The following is a 17,532-nucleotide window of genomic DNA, read 5'->3' as shown; positions in this document are numbered from 1 at the left end:
GTAGGAGCGCGCTTGCCCGCGATGGCGGTGTATCAGACGCCACTATTGCAACTGACAGACCGCAATCGCGGGCAAGCGCGCTCCTACAAGGGCCAGCGTCTGTCAAGACAACATCACATCACCAACTGCGCCCCATACCCTTGAATCAGGTCGCGGTAAGGTTTGGGCAGTTTCTTGTCGGTGACCACCACATGGAAGCTCTCCAGCGCGGCGAAGTGCGCGGTGCGCACGGCGTCGAATTTGGTGTGGTCGGCCAGCAGCATGCAGTGGCGCGCCTGGCGCAGGACTTTCTGCTTGACCTCGACCTCGTTGAAGTTGAAGCAGGTCACGCCGAATTCATCGCTGACACCCGCAGCCGAGACAAAGGCCCAGGTCAGGCGAATGCCGTCCAGGATGCTGGCTTCGCTGTGATGCTCGAAGACCTGGTTCTTGCGATGAAACGTGCCGCCGCACAGCACGATGGTGCAGTTGGGTTTCTGCTGCAGCTTGAGCAACACGTTGAGCGAGTTGCACACGGCAGTGAACTCCAGCTCGTCGGGGATGAAATCGATGACGAAAGGGATCGTCGTGCCGCAGTCGAAGAACACGGTGTCACCCGGCTTGATGAAGGCGGCTGCCAGTTTGCCAATGCGGCGCTTTTCTTCGACGTGGCGCGTGCCTTGCTCGGTGACCTTGTAATCGCTGGCGTCGGACGGATCGAAGGCCAGCGTGATGTGCCCGCCCAGCAGGTGGAATTTGTCGGGATGACGGCCCAGGTCACGGCGCAACGTCATTTCCGAGACGTCCAGCAGGTCAGCCATTTCACGCAGGTGAATGGCTTTCTGATCCTGCAGGGCTTGTTGAATCAGTTTGATGCGGTCGGATTTTTTACTGTCCACAGGCATTCCGGCTGTCGATTGAATATGGTAAAAAAATAACATTTACTGTTATATATACAACACAAAATGAAGCGCACAGGCTTGCAGCTTAAAGCGTGTCGCTGGTAACTGCTTCTCTTACCCGCTCCCCGACAGGAAGAAGGACCGAAATGAAGATCGAACCCGCAGCACTCGCGCAGTATATCGACCACACCTTGCTGGCCGCCGATGCGACTCGCGAGCAGATCGCCACATTGTGCCGTGAAGCGCAGGAGCATGGATTCTATTCGGTGTGCGTGAACTCAGGCCAGGTGCCATACGCCGCCTCGCTGCTTACCGATGGGCAGGTCAAGGTCTGCGCCGTGGTCGGCTTCCCGTTGGGCGCCGGCTTGAGCGACACCAAAGCCTTCGAAGCGAAGCAGGCGATTGCGGCAGGGGCTGGCGAGATCGACATGGTGCTGAACGTAGGCGCGTTGAAAGATGGCCTGCTGGATCAGGTCGGTGACGACATCGCCGCCGTCAAACAGGCTTGCGGTGATGTGCCGCTCAAAGTGATTCTGGAAACCTGCCTGCTCGACGATGCGCAGAAAACCAAAGCCTGTGAAATCTGCCGCGAGCTGAACGTGGCGTTCGTCAAAACCTCCACTGGTTTCAGCCGCAGCGGCGCGACCCTCGAAGACGTTGCCCTGATGCGCAAGGTCGTGGGGGCCGACGTCGGCGTCAAAGCGTCGGGTGGCGTGCGCGACTACAAGACGGCCATCGCCATGATCGAAGCCGGCGCCACGCGTCTGGGCACCAGCTCCGGGATTGCCATCATCAGCGGCGCTGAGGCGTCGAGTTCGGGGTACTGAATCCTTCCGCCGTGTAAAACGATTCGCCAGCCTCCAGGTTTGCGCATCGGCACAATACCTGTGGGAGTTAGCTTGCTCACGAAAGCGGCATTCCGGCGAAGCGGTGTGTCAGTTGACGATGATGTTCAATGGTCTACCGCCTTCGCCAGCAAGCCAGCTCCTACAGTATCCGCGTCATGCTCAAGTCTTTGGTGCCCCCGATTCTTTGGTGCCCCCGATTCCTGTAGGAGCAATCGGAGGTTACGACGGTCGCGATTGCGGTGTGTCATTCACCCTTGATGCTGCTGACCCACCGCAATCGCCAGCAAGCCACAGATTCAAACCACCTCGCAGGCTTCGTCAGTCCTCTGACGTTCAAGCATGCAAGGCTGGCTTTCCTTTCAGCAGACAGACATGACCTGCCTCGGTAATGAGTGGCACACTGCCCCTGTACGTCCTCTCACACCGGAAACGCTTTATGCCGCAACTCTCCCTGGCCCACTTCAAGGCGCGCTGGTTTTTCTGGCTGTGCATGCTGTTGATCGTCGTCGGCCTGCCGGTCGGGTGCGCGGCATTGCAGCACAAGGAGCGGGAGCTGGTGTTCATGATCGAACCGGGCGTCGCCAGTTGGTATCACGGGATCCCGGAAGACGTTCAGGTCCTGGAGCTCAAGGCGCCGTCGTTTGGCGTCTCCCAGAACATCCACGCATGGTGGTGGCTGGCGGAAAAAAAGGACGCGCCCGCTGTGCTTTACCTGCATGGGTCGCGCTGGAATCTCACCGGTCAGTTCTTTCGCATCGAACAATTGCATGCCTTGGGCTTTTCCGTGCTGGCCATCGACTATCGCGGCTTTGGCGAAAGCAAAGGGCAGCTGCCCTCTGAAGCCTCGGTGTACGAGGATGCGCGGATCGCCTGGGAGCGGTTGAAGCAACTGCAGCCCGATCCGCAGAAGCGCCTGATCTACGGGCATTCGCTCGGTGGTGCGGTGGCCGTGGACCTGGCCGCCGAGCTGGGCCGCGATGCGCAAACGGGAAAGGAGCCAATACAGGCGCGCGGCCTGATTATCGAGTCGACCTTCACCAACCTCGCCGATGTGGCGGCGTCCGTTGCAAGTACGCGAACATCGCTGCCGGTGCGCTGGCTGGTGTCGCAAAAATTCGACTCCATCGACAAAATCGCCGAGGTCCACATGCCGCTCCTGATCGTTCACGGGACCGCCGATCCGTTCGTCTCGCCGCGCTTCAGCCAGGCGCTTTTCCAGGCGGCGCAAGAGCCCAAGCATCTGCTGATGGTGCCCGGTGGCAATCACAACAACAGCATGAACCTGGGACGACAGGCCTACAATCAGGCGATTCAGGCGCTGCTCAATGCCAGGATGCCTGACGCGCATGCCACCAACGACGCGGCGGTCAGCACGAAACAGTCGGGTTAGTCACTGCGCTGCGTGGTAGTCCACCGCAAATGGCTGGTTGCGCACCAGGACCTTGCCCGGGTGACTGTCCGGCACGACAAAACCTTTCAACGCGTCCAGCAGCGCCTCGGGGTCTTCAATCGGCAGTTCGGCGAGTTGATGCGGGGTCAGGTTCCACCACTGGCTGGCGAGCAATCCGTCGATGATGTGCGGCTCGAAGCGATAGCGCTGCACCTTGCCCGGCGACCCCGTCACGATGGCGTACGGCGGAACATCCTTGGTGATGAGCGACTGAGCGCCAATCACCGCGCCGGTGCCAATGGTAACGCCTTCCAGAATCAACACGTCCATGCCGATCCACACGTCATGCCCGACGACGGTCTGCTTGACCTCCTCGTGAGTCGAGGTGGCGGGGCTTTGGCGCTGACGCAGGCCGACCAGACCACTGTGGGAGCTGAGCCAGCTCAGTGGATGCGATTTCCGGTTTTGACCGATGGTCACATTGCGGGCAATGGAGCAGTAGCGGCCGATGCTGGAGACATTTTGCAGCTCTGAACCGCTGACGATATCGGTGTAGGCGCCGATGCTCAGTTTGCTGGCGTTGATCTTGATCTGGTGCAGCTTCACGCCGTATTCCAGGATCAGCTCCATATCCTTGCGCAGGCCTCGGATGCCACTGTCCAGTCGGCATTTGTTGCGGGACAGGGAGTGTTTGAGCTGTCGATCAAGCACGCTACGGCGCAGAAAATTCATAGTGAGGCAGTCCGCGTAAATAAGGAGGCATCAAGGGCTGCGTGTGCCGAATCGGTCGATGCCACGCGCCTGTTTTTATTTGAGAACGGTTCTCGATGGTGTCACATTAATGGCCATTCCGGTAAACGAGAACCCGTGGGTCACGCGTCAGTCGTCTGAAAGGTGCTGGATCAATCTGACGCAGCCCGTTGGACCGTCCATGCACCTGAACATTCCCAATAATGTTGCCAGATGGTATCTGTGTCGCGTTGCAACCTTTCGATTATGAGTCGTCACGATGGATAAATATTCAAACGGAGAAGCCCACCTCGCCCATTCCGAGCGGGACTGGGTGGTGCGTGCCAAACCGTTACCGCAGATGGAGCGGATCGAGGCGTTTTTCCATGGCCATGGTTTCGAGATGCATCGGCACGACACCTATGCCATCGGGCATACCTTGTCGGGCGTGCAAAGCTTTCAGTACGGCAAGGAGCGGGTGAACAACCTGCCAGGTCAGACCATGGTGTTGCACCCCGATGAGCCGCACGACGGGCATGCGGGCACCGAAGACGGTTTTCGCTATCGGATGTTCTACCTGGAACCGGCGATGATTCAGGATGTGCTGGGCGGCAAACCGTTGCCGTTTATCAAAGGCGGTGTGTCCAGCGATCCGCGGTTGTTCAAAGCGACGCAGGGGTTGTTGCAGGACTTGCACACAACGCTCGATCCGCTGGAGCTGGACGACGCCGTGTTCGACATTGCCATGGCGCTGCAGGACGCGGCGGGCGTGCGCAAGGGGCGGCAATCGGTTGACTATGCGGCTGCCGAGCGTGCGCGGGAGTTGCTGATGGCGAGCCTGGAGCAGGGCGTCAGCCTCGACCAACTGGAGCAGGCCAGTGACACCGACCGCTGGCGCCTGTCGCGGGATTTTCGCGTGCTGTTCGGCACCAGCCCGCATCGCTACCTGACCCTGCGAAGACTGGATCTGGTGCGGCATTCGATTTCACTGGGCGTGTCGCTGAGTGACGCGTCCGTGATGGCCGGATTTTCCGATCAAAGCCACATGACGCGGCATTTCGTGAAGACCTATGGTTATCCGCCAGGCCGGTGGCTGAAGATGCTCGGCACTCGAATGTGATCTCAAGCCTGAGAGCGGGGGAGTGCATCAGTCACCGGCGATGTCACTGACCCACCTCCTTCGTCGGAATGCCGCCCAGACCAAGCTCGCTCCCACAGGTTGAGTGTCCACCGCAAATTCTGGTAACCCCGCATTACCTGTAGGAGACGTCGGAGGTTACGAGGGTATGGGCCGCACTCGGACGAATGCGGTGTGTCATGCAGCATGGATGTCGCTGACCTACCGCATTCGCCAGCAAGCCGGCTCCTACAAATCGATGTGTGCCGCAAAATCCCCGAAACGCCGCGATACCTGTAGGAGACGTCGGAGTTTACGAGGGTATGGGCCGCACTCGGACGAACGCGGTGTGTCATGCAGCATGGATGTCGCTGACCCAACGCATTCGTCAGCAGGCCGGCTTTCAGGGCCAGCCTTCAAGCGTCGGCAAATGCCGGCTTCAATTTTGCGGCAGCGGTTTCAAATGCCGCTTTCATCGCGTCAATCACCTCGTCGGTATGCTCGAACGAAATGTAAATCCGTCCGTAAGGCGACGGCATCATCAGCAATCCCGCTTCACGCAGCGCCAGGTGAAGCGCGGTGGTGAATGCAGGGTTCGCCTTGTGCGCCGCTTGCTCATAGGTCACCGGCGCGTCCGCTGAAAGCCAAATGCCAAAGACGTTTCCATAGCCGCTGGTGACCACCGTGATGCCCTGGGATTTGAAGGCAGCTTCAATCGACTGACGCAGCGCGTCGCCGCGTTCGATCAGCGCCTCGAAGTCGCTTTCGTCCAGCTGCGCCAAGGTGCTGGTCACGGCGGCGCAGGCCAGCGGGTTGCCGCTGAACGTGCCGCCGCGTGCCACACGACCTTCCTCGAAACCCGCCAGAATCTCGGGCTTGCCGACCACCGCCGACACCGGAACGCCATTGCCGATGGCCTTGCCGACGCTGGCCAGGTCAGGGTCCAGCCCTTCACGCAAACCGGCGAGGCCTGCGTACAGGCGAAACCCCATCAACACTTCGTCGCAGATCACCAACGCGCCGTGCTGGTGGGCGATGTCCTGCACATGCTTCAGATAACCGGGCAGCGGCATGATACAGCCGGCGTTGGCGAGCATCGGTTCCAGAATGACCGCCGCAATGTCCTGATCTTCGGCGAACAGTCGCTCTACATCCTCGAAGTCGTTGAAGCGCAGCAGCGTGGTCCGCTCGGTCGTGGGGCGAGCGCCATTGCTGAAACTCGCTTCGTTCGAGGTCACGTTGCCGAAGCTGACGTCATCGAACCAGCCGTCGAAACCGGCCGCCATCTTGGCTATCTTCTTGCGACCGGTGTACGCCCGCGCCGCGCGGCAGGCCAGGTGCACTGCCTCGCTACCGGAGTTGGTGAACATCACTTTGCTCAGCGCACCGGTGTGCTGCGCCAGCGCCGTGGCTGCGCCGTGTTCGCGAACGTGCGCCCAGGAAGGCGCCGCACTGTCCGCCAGGGCTTGGGTCACGCCGGCGTTGACCGAGTCATTGGCGTGCCCGAGCAACACCGCGCCGAAACCCAGCGCGGTGTCGATGTACTGGCGGCCCTTGTCGTCCCAGAGATACGCGCCCTTGCCGTGACGAATGAACAGCTTCTCGCCGTTCAATTCCGGAAGGATGCGGGCAGCGCTGGATACATCGCCAACTAAGTTAGCCATTTTGAACCTCTGAATCTGGACAGTAGTTTGCCGTCCCGAAGGCGGTCCGGGAGGCGTCACGTGGTTTTCTTCAATGCGGCCGACAGGGCGGCGCGGCCTGCTTATTCTTGTTTTACCTTCAGTTTTTCGTTGCGCCGCCTCAGCACCTCCAGCGTCAACAACATCAGCACCGACAAAACGACCATGATGGTGGCGACGGCGGCGATGTTCGGGCTGATGTTCTCCCGGATCCCGGCGAACATCTGCAGCGGCAGGGTGCGTTGCGACGGGCTGGCGAGGAACAGCGTGACCACCACTTCATCGAAGGAGGTCGCAAACGCAAACAGCCCGCCGGAGATCACACCCGGCGCAATCAGCGGCAACACGACCCTGAAGAACACGGTCAACGGCGGCGCGCCGAGGCTTGCTGCGGCGCGGCTCAGGTTGGTGTTGAACCCCTGCAGCGTGGCGTTGACCGTGATCACGACGAAGGGCACGCCGAGCATGGCGTGGGCCAGCACCAGACCGATGTAGCTGTTGAGCAATTGCAGCTTGGCGAAGAAGAAGTACAGGCCGACCGCCACGATGATCAGCGGCACGATCATCGGCGAGATCAGAAACGCCATGACCACGCTTTTGAAGCGGAAGTCACCCCGGCACAGACCCACCGAGGCCATGGTGCCGAAGACCATCGCCAGCAACGTGGCGCCGGGCGCGATGATGAAGCTGTTCTTGAACGCCTGCTGCCAGTCCTGCGAAGACATCAACTCCTCGTACCACCGCAAGGAAAAACCGTCCATGGGGTACGTCAGGAACGACGACGAATTGAACGACAGCGGAATGATCACCAGGATCGGCACGATCAGGAACAGCAGGATCAGGATGGACGCCGACACCAGGGCGAACCGGGCGAGCTTTTCAGCGGGAGACGCGTAAGGCTGCAACATGTCGATTACCTCGCCTGGGTCGGTTGGGTGAGCTTGCCGTACACCACGTAGAGCAACAGCGTCGCGATCAGCAGCAGGCTGCCGAGCGCCGACGCCATGCCCCAGTTCACCGTCTTGTTGGTGTAGAACGCGACGAAGTAGCTGACCATCTGATCGGCAGCGCCGCCTACCAAAGCGGGGGTCACGTAGTAACCGATGGCAAGGATGAACGTGAGCAAACCGCCCGCCGCCAGCCCCGCGAAGGTCTGCGGAACATAGACGCGCCAGAACGCCACGAACGGGTGAGCACCCAGGGAAATGGCGGCACGCACGTAGTTCGACGGAATGCTTTTCATGACGCTGTACAGCGGCAGGATCATGAACGGCAGGAGCACATGGGTCATCGCGATGATCACCCCGGTCCTGTTGAACACCAGTTGGATCGGCGCATCCACGACGCCGAGGAACATCAAGGTCCGATTGATCAGACCGTCCGATTGCAACAGCACGATCCACGCCGCCGTGCGCACGATCAACGAGGTCCAGAACGGCAGCAGCACGCAGATCATCAGCAGGTTGCTTTTGCCTTCCGGCAGGATCGCCAGCCAGTAAGCCACGGGAAATCCGAGCAACAGGCAGAGCACCGTGACGATGGCGCCAATGTAGAACGTGCGGGCGAAGATATCGACGTAGATCGACTGATTGGGGTCGGCCTTGACGATGCTGCCCGTCGCCGAATCAAAGCGATGATCCAGCGAGGCCAGCAGGTAATACGGCGTCAGTTTCGACGAAGCTTGCTTGAGCGCTTTCCAGTAGGTGACGTCGCCCCAGGCCTTGTCGATCTCAATGAGCGCGTCGCGTTTCGATGCGGCGCTGTCGTCCGGCAACTTGCGCAAGGTCTTGGTGATGACCGTGCGGTAGTCCGGAATTTCGTAACTCAGGCGTTTGCTCAGCGCCAGAATCTGACCGTTCTCTTTGGCATCGGCCAGGTCCTTGATCAAGGCCACGTAGGTGCGTTCATCAGGCAGGGCATTGCCTTGCCAAGTGCTCAAGGCGGCAGTCGTCGCCGGCATCGCCGTGTTCACTTCAGGGTTGTCGACGCTGCGACTGAGCATCGTGCCGATGGGGAATGCAAAGCACACCAGCACGAACAGGAACAACGGGGCGATCAGCGCAAGGGACTTCAGTTTGTAGGCGCGCTGGGACTTGCGCAGCTTGGCCCTCAGGTCGAAGGTATCTTCATCGCCCGGAAGCAGTGTGGCGGTCTGGCTCATGATCGGCGCCTCAGTGCTGGATGACGTCGAGGGCGCGAATATGCTCGGGCGCCCACGAGAGGGAAATGGAGCTGCCGACGGTCCAGCTGCTGTCCATCTGCGCGGTCGGCAGCTTGATCATGAAGTCAGGCTGGCCGGCGATTTCGGTGATCATCCGCACGTGGTCACCGAGGTAGATGTACTCGCGGATGCGCGCGGTCAAAGGCGTTGTTCCGGCGGCGCTGACAATCACGCGCTCAGGGCGGATGCACAGCGCGACGGACTCGCCCGGTTGCGCGTCGGTGACCGTGATTGCCTGCACGATGCTGCCGTCCTTGAGACGAACGCTGGAGTGGGTCGCGTCTCTGGAAAGCACGGTGCCCAGCAACGTGTTGTTCTCACCGATGAACTGCGCCACGAAGCTTTTGGTCGGGGTTTCGTAAATGGCGGCCGGGCTGTCGATCTGCTGAATCACGCCGTCGTTGAACACGGCCACGCGATCCGACATCGTCAGGGCTTCGCTCTGATCATGGGTCACGTAGACGACGGTGAGCCCGAGTTGCTTGTGCAGGTGTTTGATTTCCAGCTGCATGTGTTCGCGCAGTTGCTTGTCGAGTGCGCCTAGCGGTTCGTCCATCAGCACCAGCTTGGGCTCGAACACCAGTGCGCGCGCCAGGGCGACACGTTGTTGCTGGCCGCCGGACATTTGCGCCGGGTAGCGTTTTGCGAAATCGTTGAGCCGGACCATGTCCAAGGCACGCCGGACTTTCTCGGCACGCTCGATGCGGTTCATCTTGCGCACGGACAGCGGAAACGCGAGGTTTTCCTCAATGGTCATGTGCGGGAACAGCGCGTAGTTCTGAAACACCATGCCGATGTCGCGCTTGTGCGGCGGCAGGTTATGCAGCGGCTTGTCTTTCAGGAAAATCTCGCCGTGGGTGGGCGTTTCAAAACCGGCCAGCATCATCAGACTGGTGGTTTTGCCCGAGCCGGAAGGGCCGAGCAGGGTGACGAATTCGCCTTCCTTGATGTCCAGGTTCAGGTCTTTGACGACAGGACGAAAGCCGTCGTAGGTTTTTTGTATGTTCTTGAAGCTGACCAGGTGTTTCATGTCGCAGCCCTCATCAGGGAGTAGGCAGAATCCGTTTTCGCTACTCATCTGCCTGCTCACGCAAAATGAAGAAGCAAACAGTGACCGCACCTCGCGAACAGCGCGAGGCGGGGATCGTTCATGGGTTAAACCGCCGCCCTGAAGCGGGCGGCAGGGAAGGTGAGTCTTACTTCTGCGCGATCCAGGCGTTGAAACGCTCGGTCAGCGACTCGGTGTTGTCGACCCAGAACTCGACGTCCAGCGGCAGCGCGGCGGCGAGATTGTCCGGCGTGGTCGGCAGGTCGGCCTTCAGGTCTGCCGGCACCAGGTCGTTGGCTTTCTTGTTGGGCAGGCCGTAGGCGATGAACTTCGGCAGCTTGGACAGGTTTTCCGGCTTGCTGGCGAACGCGATGAAGTCCATGGCGGCTGCTTTGTTTTCGCTGCCCTTGAGCACGGTCCAGGAGTCGATCGCCGACACGCTGCCGTTCCACAGGAACTTGAAGTGCTTGCCTTCGTTACGGTTGAAACCGGTGATGCGGCCGTTGTAGGCCGAGCTCATGACCACGTCGCCCGCGGACAGCATCTGCAGCGGCTGAGCACCGGCTTCCCACCAGACGATGCTGGATTTGATGCTGTTCAGCTTGTTGAACGCGCGGTCCACGCCTTCAGGGGTGCGCAGCACTTTGTACACGTCGGCGGGCTTCACGCCGTCGGCGATAAGGGCGAATTCCAGCGAGTATTTAGGGCCTTTGCGCAGGCCGCGTTTGCCAGGAAATTTCTGCGTGTCGAAGAAGTCGGCCCACGAGGTCGGTGCAGTTTTCAGCTTGTCACCGTCCCACGCCACACCGGTGTTCCACACGATCGCGCCGACGCCGCAGTCGTTCACGGCTTCGGGGATGAAGTCAGCCTTGTTGCCGACTTTCGCCCAGTCGATTTTTTCGTAGAGCCCCGAGTCGCAACCCAGCGCCAGGTCTTCGGCTTCCACTTCGACGACGTCCCAGTTCGGGTTGCCGACTTTCACTTTGGCGTCGAGGACACCCACGCCACCGTCCCAGCTTTGGTCGAGGACTTTCTTGCCGGTTTGCTGGGCAAACGGCGTGAAGAAAATTTCCCGTTGCGCGTCCTGAAAGTTTCCTCCCCAGGAAACGATGGTCAGGTCACGGGCGCTTGCAGTCTGTGCGGCGGCCAGACCGGCGACGGCAAACGCGAGAGCGGCTAACGCGTGGCACGGCTTGTGCTTCTTGTGCATTTGGAACCTCGACGCAGATGGTGTGTGTTGTGGTGGTAAAAATTTTTACCACTGCGAAATCTGCGACGCAAGTTTTATTTTCGTGCGCCTCTGAAAACTGAAATTGCCCGGATGACCGGTAAGCGATTGATTTTTCATGCCTGAAATTTGATATTCGGCCACACGGATTTCCGCGCCCGCTGTCGCCTGCACGCTCGCCAGGCAGCGCCTTGCCAGACCGAGCGCGATTCCCGCCTGTTACTTTTGCGCTTGTCAGGTGACGCGCGTTGGTGCGAAATACCCAACATGGTGCGCCGCGATTCCCTTGGCATCGCGCGCGCGCAAACCACAGCACGGCAGCGCCGTGATGTGTCGCGTTCATTCGAGGAATAACACCGTGACCGATACGCCGGCGATCAGCCGCAACCCCCACGCGCCGGAAGAGCCGCCTGAAGACGAGATCGCGGGCGAAGAAACCGACTCCGTCGGTGCGCGGCTCAAGGCCCTCCGACAAAGCCGGGGCTTGTCCATACGCGGCCTCGCCGAACTGGCAGGCGTGCCTCACGCCACGCTGTCGATCATCGAGCGGGACAAATCCAGCCCCTCAGTCAGTATCCTCAAGCGCTTGCTCAAGCCACTCAACGTGACCTTGAGCGTGTTTTTTTCAGACTCCGCCGTGGTCGATCGCGCGGTGTTCTACAAGGCCAACGAGCTGGTCGAACTGGCGGACGGCAAAATGCTGTCGTATCGACAGGTCGGCGCCAACCTGACCAACAGCTCGATGATGATCCTGCACGAACGCTACGAACCCGGCGCCGACACCGGCCAGGAAGGCGAAGAGCTTTACTCCCACGAAGCCGAGGAGGGCGGCATCATCATCGAAGGCCGGCTGGAAATGACCGTGGGCGATGAGGTGCGGGTCCTGTCGGTCGGAGACGCGTACTACTTCGACAGCCGCCTGCCGCACCGGATGAGAAACCCCTTCGATGAAGTGTGCGTGGTGGTCAGCGCGGTGTCGCCGCCGACGTTCTGACGTCTGTGCCTGCGCTCAGGCGCGCGGATGCAGGGCATTAATCCCAAGGCGACTCCCGCAGCCTGTTCTCCAGAAAATCGCGAAACACGCGGATTCTGGGGCTCAGGTGCTTTCTGTTCGAATAGATCAGGTACAGCGGCTCTTTGTCCGGCAGGTCGAATTCGGTCAGCAACGGGACGAGTCGCCCGGCACGAATGTCTTCGCCGATGTGAAACTGCGCCAAGCGCACGATTCCTGCGCCGCCCAGCGCTATCTCGCGTAGCAGGTCTCCTTGAGCGAACGCCGCTTTGGGCGTGATGGGCACCGTCACCACGCCTTCCGGTGTCGAGAACCGCCAGTTGTTCCAGGCGCTGGTGAAACCAAAATTGAAGCAGTCGTGGGCGAGCAAGTCCTGCGGCCGGGACGGCGTGCCTCGTCGCGCCAGGTACGCGGGCGACGCGCAGGTGATCCACGCGCTTTCGCCGATCTTTTTCGCCACTCGGGACGAGTCAGACAGCACGCCGCTGTGGATTGCGACATCCAGCCCCTGATCGAAAGTGTCCACGTACTGCGCGCCCACCTGAATGTCGACGGTCAGCCCCGGGTAAGTGGACAGGAATTCCGGCAGCCACGGCAGAATCTGATGTTTGGCGAACGTGGTCATGGTGTGGATGCGCAGCGATCCGCTGACCCGGTTCGGAAAGGCTTCGGCCAGCGAGTCCGCTTCGGCCATGGCATTAATGACTTCGCGCGCGCTGAGCAGGTACGCCGAGCCTTCTTCCGTCAGGGTGAGGCTGCGTGTGCCGCGCTGAAAAAGCCGGGCCTGCAAGCGGTTTTCAAGGCGAGTGATCAGCTTGCTCACCGCTGACGGGGTCAGCCCGTGCGCGCGCCCTGCAGCGGAAAAGCTGCCGTGTTCGGTCGCCCACATGAACGCCAGCATCTGTGAGTAGTTATCCATCCGCCTCTCGCGACCGCCAGTGATTTGCCATGCAGCCTGCCAGTATTTCGACCCTCGAACAACACACGCACCCACGGCGCGCCTGTCGTCTCTCGCGGCGCCACTCAGCGAATGAACTGCTCGATGTAATCGTCAGGCAGGCCCAGGGATTTGTAGTGTTTACGTGCGGCTTCAAGCTTGGTGAACACGTCTTCGTAGCCGACCGCGACCCCCTGAGGATCGACATAGGTGTAGCCGCCCTGAACGTGGAACCAGGTGATCATTTCCTCGACGTCTTCCGGCACGAACAAAGTATGGGTTTCACCTGGCGGCTCGTAGGCAAAAGAGCCCTCTTCGGCGACCCAGTCGTGCTCCAGGTAATACCAGCGACCTTTCAAGACGATCGCGTGAACCCCGCCGCTGTGGCGATGGCGGGACAGCACACCACTCTGGCGAACGCGCAGCAGGTTGATGTAGTAGCCCCCGGTGGTGCTGAGCAGCAGCGGCTTGAATGAAACGGAACGGGTCACTGGCACCCAGAGGTTGTCGTCGTCGAGCCAGGTCGTGAGCACGCCAGGGTGCACCATGTCTGGCGTCATATACGGCACTTGTGGCAATTGATAGGGAATGGCGAGTTCGTCTGGCTTGGCGGGTGTGCTCATCGGCGGCTGCTCACGGTAGGTGATCTGAATCCCGGGATGCTCGAAGGTCCAGGGTTGAGTTCAGCCTATGCCGTTCCTGAAAGAGGAAAAAGCCCCTTGCTGGCACACCTGCTATGAACCTGTGTCACAGGTAACAGCCATGGCGCGTGCAATAACGTACAAGACGTTCCCGGCGGGTACCCCTTAGATTCACCGCTCCACCGAACCCTTTGGAGTCGCTCACGTGTCTATCCCCGATACCGCGCATACCCGCTCAACCGTCCATACACCCATCAACTTCGCTCAGAAATACAGCCTGTTCACCGAGCAATGGCAGCCCAAGGTCGTTGCACAAATGAACGACTACCAGTTCAAGCTGGCGCGCCTGGAAGGGGACTTTTTGTGGCACAGCCACGCCGACACCGATGAAACCTTCATCGTGCTCGAAGGCTGCCTGCGCATCGATTTTCGTGACGGCTTCGTCGAGCTCAACGCCGGCGAGTTGTACGTCGTGCCAAAGGGCCTGGAGCACAAACCCTATGCCGAGAAAGAAGTGAAGCTGATGCTGATCGAGCCGGCCGGCGTGATCAATACCGGCGACGACACCAACGAGCGCACGGCGCAAAATGACGTGTGGATCTGAGTGCTGAGGCGCCTGACCCGCCGCATCCGGATGAAGACTGAATTTTTGACGCTCCAGATCAGACAGCCATACGGGCACTTTCAGTGAGTGCGGTGTTTTCGCTAACCCGGCATCAACGTCGCAATCAACGCCCTGACCACGCCTGGCAGGGCGTCCAGTTCCCGGACCAGAATGCTGCGCTCGCGTACAGCCCATGGCTCGTCCAGCTCAATGGTCACCAGCTTCATGGTTTTGCTGTGCCGCAGTGCCGCCGACTCGGGGATGATGCCGATGCCCACGCCCGCTTCCACCATCCGGCAAATCGCTTCGAAGCTCGACACCTGAATCCGCAACGAAAGATTCTGTCCCAGCCGCTCGACGTGATCGCGTAGAAAACTCAACAACGTGCTGCCTTCGTGCAGACCGATGTGCTGAAACGCCAGGGTCTGTTTGAGCGTGACTTTCTTCTGCTTCGAAAGCTCGTGTCCTTCTGGCACCGTCAGCACCAGGCGGTCGGTGCTGAAGTGGATGATCTGCAAGCCTGCGGCTTCGACGGGGCCGGCAATGATGCCCATGTCGGTGCTGCCGTCGAGCACGCCGCGCACGATGTCGCGCGATAACCGTTCCTGCAGGTCCACCGTCACGCCTGGCCGCTTGGCAAGAAACCCGGCCAGCACTTCAGGCAAAAACTCGGTCACGGCGGTGGTGTTGGCGAAGATGCGGATGTGCCCGGCCGAGTCTGTCCCGTAATGGGTGAACTCACTCTTCAAGTAATCCACCTGACTCATGATCAGCCGCGCGTGCTTGAGCAGACGTTGCCCGGCCGGGGTCAGTTCGACCCCCCGGCTGTCGCGATAGAGCAGGCGCGTATCGAGCTGACCCTCAAGTGCCTTGATGCGCGCACTGGCGGCAGCAGGAGACAGAAAAGCACGGCGAGCGCCTTGGGTCAGGCTTGGGGATTCACCGATGTGAATGAAGAGGCGCAAGTCAGCCAGGTCGAAGTGCATGGTTGTGTCCGAACATTGCAGAAGGCGTTCAGCATACATGAACGCCGGTATATGCAAATGCAAATTCACAGAATGCCGGACAGCTCCCATGATCTGCCAATAACAACAAACGCAGAAGGTTCCTTGCCATGAGTGCTTCAGATTCGCCTGTGGATTTCAGTGCCTGGATTGGTCGAACCGAGCAAGCGCAGGATCACTTGAGCCACAACCTGATCAAGCGCATTGCCGCCACCTTTGGCGAGCCCACGCCTGCCGATGGTGATGCATTACCGCCACTGTGGCAGTGGTGCTTTTTTCAGGAACCGGTGTTTGAAGCGCAGCTGGGCGGCGACGGTCACCCCGCGCGCGGCGGCTTTTTGCCTCCCGCCGACAACCGCAATCGGATGTGGGCCGGGGGGCGCGTGGAATTCATCCAGCCGCTGATCGTCGGCGCGGATGCCCATCGTCTGTCGACCATCCTGCACATCGAAGAAAAGCACGGCCGCACGGGTTCGCTGCTGTTCGTGACGGTGCGTCACGACTATTCGCAGCATGGCGAACTGTGCGTGCGCGAAGAACAGGACATCGTGTACCGCGAACCCAATCCGCCCAAGCTCACCAGCGGCGAACCGCCTGCGCAGGGTGACTGGAGCGAGACCGTCGAGCCGACGCCGACCCTGCTGTTCCGTTATTCGGCCGTGACCTTCAACGGTCATCGCATCCACTACGACTACCCCTACGTGACCGAGACCGAAGGCTACCCGGGGCTGGTGGTGCATGGTCCGATGATCGCCACGTTCAACCTGCGTGCCTTTATCCGTGGCAACCCGGGCAAGCGCGTGCGTCATTTCGCTTATCGCGGCGTCCGGCCGCTGAACGTCCCTGATGCGTTTCGCGTCGGCGGTCGCATCGTCGAACCCGGCAAAGCGCAGCTGTGGGCGGGTAATGAAGCCGGTGTCGCGCAGAGCGCTGAAGTCAGCTTCGACTGAATCCTTCTTCTTATAGATCGCCAGGCCCGGCTATACACGGGCGGCTGGCAGACGCGAGCAAGCACGATGAATCCATACGAAAACGAAGACCTGAATGCCATCCGCGAAGGCGTGCGCGCCCTCTGTGCCGAGTTCCCGGCTGAATACTGGCGCAAGATCGATGAAGAAAAGGGCTTCCCCGAAGCCTTCGTCAAGGCGCTGACCGACGCGGGCTGGCTGTCGGCGATGATCCCGGAAGAATACGGCGGTTCGGGCCTGGGCCTGGCGGAAGCCTCGGTCATTCTCGAAGAGGTGAACGCCTGCGGCGGCAACTCCGGCACCGTGCACGGCCAGATGTACAACATGTTCACCCTGTTGCGTCATGGCAGCGAGGAACAGAAGCGCTACTACCTGCCCAAGCTCGCCAGCGGCGAACTGCGCCTGCAATCGATGGGTGTCACCGAGCCCACCACCGGCACCGACACCACCAAGATCAAGACCACGGCAGTGAAGCAGGGCGACAAGTACGTGATCAACGGCCAGAAGGTCTGGATCTCGCGCATTCAGCACTCCGACCTGATGATCCTGCTGGCGCGCACCACGCCGTTGGCTGAGGTGAAAAAGAAATCCGAAGGCATGTCGATCTTCCTGGTCGATCTGCGTGAAGCCATCGGCAAAGGCCTGACCGTTCAGCCCATCGCCAATATGGTCAACCACGAAACCAACGAACTGTTCTTCGACAACCTTGAGCTTCCGGCCGACAGCCTGATTGGCGAAGAGGGCAAGGGCTTCAGGTACATCCTCGATGGCCTGAACGCCGAGCGCACCCTGATCGCCGCCGAGTGCATTGGCGACGGTCGCTGGTTCATTGAGAAATCCGCGGCCTATGCCCGCGACCGCGTGGTGTTTGGTCGCCCGATTGGGCAGAACCAGGGCGTGCAGTTCCCGATTGCCGAAGCGCACATCGAGATCGAAGCCGCCGACCTGATGCGCTGGCGTGCCTGCGAGGAATACGACAGCGGCAAAAACGCCGGCGCCAGTGCCAACATGGCCAAGTACCTCGCGGCCAAAGCTTCATGGGAAGCGGCCAACGCGTGTCTGCAGACCCACGGCGGTTTCGGCTTTGCCTGCGAATACGACGTGGAGCGCAAATTCCGCGAGACCCGTCTGTATCAGGTCGCGCCGATCTCCACCAACCTGATTCTTTCCTACGTCGCCGAGCACTTGCTCGAACTGCCACGCAGCTTCTGAGGACACCGAG

The 17,532-nt window shown here is 60.4% G+C and carries 17 protein-coding genes; 7 read left to right on the top strand and 10 right to left on the bottom strand.

Features of this window, described 5'->3' with window-relative positions; genetic code table 11:
* Positions 1 to 113: 113 nt before the first annotated feature.
* On the bottom strand, positions 114 to 884 hold the full coding sequence (gene deoR, locus AB4N84_RS00920; RefSeq protein WP_460044854.1) for a DNA-binding transcriptional repressor DeoR: 771 nt from the start codon (positions 882 to 884) through the stop codon (positions 114 to 116).
* Positions 885 to 1,027: 143 nt separating this feature from the next.
* Here deoR and deoC point away from each other — a divergent pair, with 143 nt between their 5' ends.
* Together deoC and AB4N84_RS00910 are read left to right on the top strand one after the other, a co-directional pair.
* Entirely contained in the window at positions 1,028 to 1,708 is a 681-nt protein-coding gene (gene deoC, locus AB4N84_RS00915; protein ID WP_460044852.1) for a deoxyribose-phosphate aldolase, read from the top strand.
* A 457-nt stretch (positions 1,709 to 2,165) separates the two neighbouring features.
* Positions 2,166 to 3,119: an alpha/beta hydrolase gene (locus AB4N84_RS00910; protein WP_074754359.1), complete on the top strand. Its 954-nt coding sequence runs from the start codon at positions 2,166 to 2,168 to the stop codon at positions 3,117 to 3,119.
* Here AB4N84_RS00910 and AB4N84_RS00905 read toward each other — a convergent pair whose 3' ends face one another.
* A complete protein-coding gene (locus AB4N84_RS00905; protein ID WP_460044851.1) occupies positions 3,120 to 3,851 on the bottom strand; it encodes a CatB-related O-acetyltransferase in 732 nt (243 codons plus the stop codon).
* Between the two features lie 277 nt (positions 3,852 to 4,128).
* Here AB4N84_RS00905 and AB4N84_RS00900 point away from each other — a divergent pair, with 277 nt between their 5' ends.
* On the top strand, positions 4,129 to 4,968 hold the full coding sequence (locus AB4N84_RS00900) for an AraC family transcriptional regulator (protein WP_460044850.1): 840 nt from the start codon (positions 4,129 to 4,131) through the stop codon (positions 4,966 to 4,968).
* 413 nt (positions 4,969 to 5,381) lie between these two features.
* Here AB4N84_RS00900 and AB4N84_RS00895 read toward each other — a convergent pair whose 3' ends face one another.
* From AB4N84_RS00895 to AB4N84_RS00875, 5 genes are all read right to left on the bottom strand, one after another.
* Entirely contained in the window at positions 5,382 to 6,629 is a 1,248-nt protein-coding gene (locus tag AB4N84_RS00895; protein WP_460044849.1) for an aspartate aminotransferase family protein, read from the bottom strand.
* A 101-nt stretch (positions 6,630 to 6,730) separates the two neighbouring features.
* On the bottom strand, positions 6,731 to 7,555 hold the full coding sequence (locus AB4N84_RS00890) for an ABC transporter permease (RefSeq protein WP_074754352.1): 825 nt from the start codon (positions 7,553 to 7,555) through the stop codon (positions 6,731 to 6,733).
* A 5-nt stretch (positions 7,556 to 7,560) separates the two neighbouring features.
* Positions 7,561 to 8,808 (bottom strand): ABC transporter permease, encoded by a 1,248-nt coding sequence (locus AB4N84_RS00885; protein ID WP_460044847.1) that lies wholly within the window; start codon positions 8,806 to 8,808, stop codon positions 7,561 to 7,563.
* A gap of 10 nt (positions 8,809 to 8,818) precedes the next feature.
* Positions 8,819 to 9,898, bottom strand: coding sequence for an ABC transporter ATP-binding protein (locus AB4N84_RS00880; protein WP_074754348.1), 1,080 nt, complete (start codon positions 9,896 to 9,898; stop codon positions 8,819 to 8,821).
* 166 nt (positions 9,899 to 10,064) lie between these two features.
* Positions 10,065 to 11,126, bottom strand: a complete 1,062-nt coding sequence (locus tag AB4N84_RS00875; RefSeq protein ID WP_074754346.1) for an ABC transporter substrate-binding protein — start codon at positions 11,124 to 11,126, stop codon at positions 10,065 to 10,067.
* 376 nt (positions 11,127 to 11,502) lie between these two features.
* On the opposite strand from AB4N84_RS00875, the gene AB4N84_RS00870 reads away from it, so the two are divergent.
* On the top strand, positions 11,503 to 12,138 hold the full coding sequence (locus AB4N84_RS00870; RefSeq protein ID WP_083370713.1) for a cupin domain-containing protein: 636 nt from the start codon (positions 11,503 to 11,505) through the stop codon (positions 12,136 to 12,138).
* A gap of 37 nt (positions 12,139 to 12,175) precedes the next feature.
* Here AB4N84_RS00870 and AB4N84_RS00865 read toward each other — a convergent pair whose 3' ends face one another.
* Both AB4N84_RS00865 and AB4N84_RS00860 read right to left on the bottom strand, forming a co-directional pair.
* Positions 12,176 to 13,075 (bottom strand): LysR family transcriptional regulator, encoded by a 900-nt coding sequence (locus AB4N84_RS00865; protein WP_074754344.1) that lies wholly within the window; start codon positions 13,073 to 13,075, stop codon positions 12,176 to 12,178.
* A gap of 104 nt (positions 13,076 to 13,179) precedes the next feature.
* Entirely contained in the window at positions 13,180 to 13,716 is a 537-nt protein-coding gene (locus AB4N84_RS00860) for a 2,4'-dihydroxyacetophenone dioxygenase family protein (protein WP_460044846.1), read from the bottom strand.
* A 229-nt stretch (positions 13,717 to 13,945) separates the two neighbouring features.
* Here AB4N84_RS00860 and AB4N84_RS00855 point away from each other — a divergent pair, with 229 nt between their 5' ends.
* Positions 13,946 to 14,338 carry a cupin domain-containing protein gene (locus AB4N84_RS00855; RefSeq protein WP_460047192.1) on the top strand — a complete coding sequence of 131 codons (393 nt, stop codon included), beginning with the start codon at positions 13,946 to 13,948 and terminating at the stop codon, positions 14,336 to 14,338.
* A gap of 101 nt (positions 14,339 to 14,439) precedes the next feature.
* Here the strand turns inward: AB4N84_RS00855 and AB4N84_RS00850 are convergent, their stop codons facing one another.
* Positions 14,440 to 15,324, bottom strand: a complete 885-nt coding sequence (locus AB4N84_RS00850) for a LysR family transcriptional regulator (protein ID WP_460044844.1) — start codon at positions 15,322 to 15,324, stop codon at positions 14,440 to 14,442.
* Positions 15,325 to 15,452: 128 nt separating this feature from the next.
* Between AB4N84_RS00850 and AB4N84_RS00845 the strand changes: the two genes are divergently transcribed.
* Positions 15,453 to 16,292 (top strand): HTD2 family dehydratase, encoded by an 840-nt coding sequence (locus AB4N84_RS00845; RefSeq protein ID WP_074754340.1) that lies wholly within the window; start codon positions 15,453 to 15,455, stop codon positions 16,290 to 16,292.
* Positions 16,293 to 16,358: 66 nt separating this feature from the next.
* Entirely contained in the window at positions 16,359 to 17,522 is a 1,164-nt protein-coding gene (locus AB4N84_RS00840; protein WP_074754338.1) for an acyl-CoA dehydrogenase family protein, read from the top strand.
* Positions 17,523 to 17,532 lie beyond the last annotated feature (10 nt).

The sequence above is a fragment of the Pseudomonas sp. S2_H01 genome (genome assembly GCF_054668305.1).
Note: the sequence above shows the minus strand (reverse complement) of the source record. Positions and strands in the feature narration are given on the sequence as shown.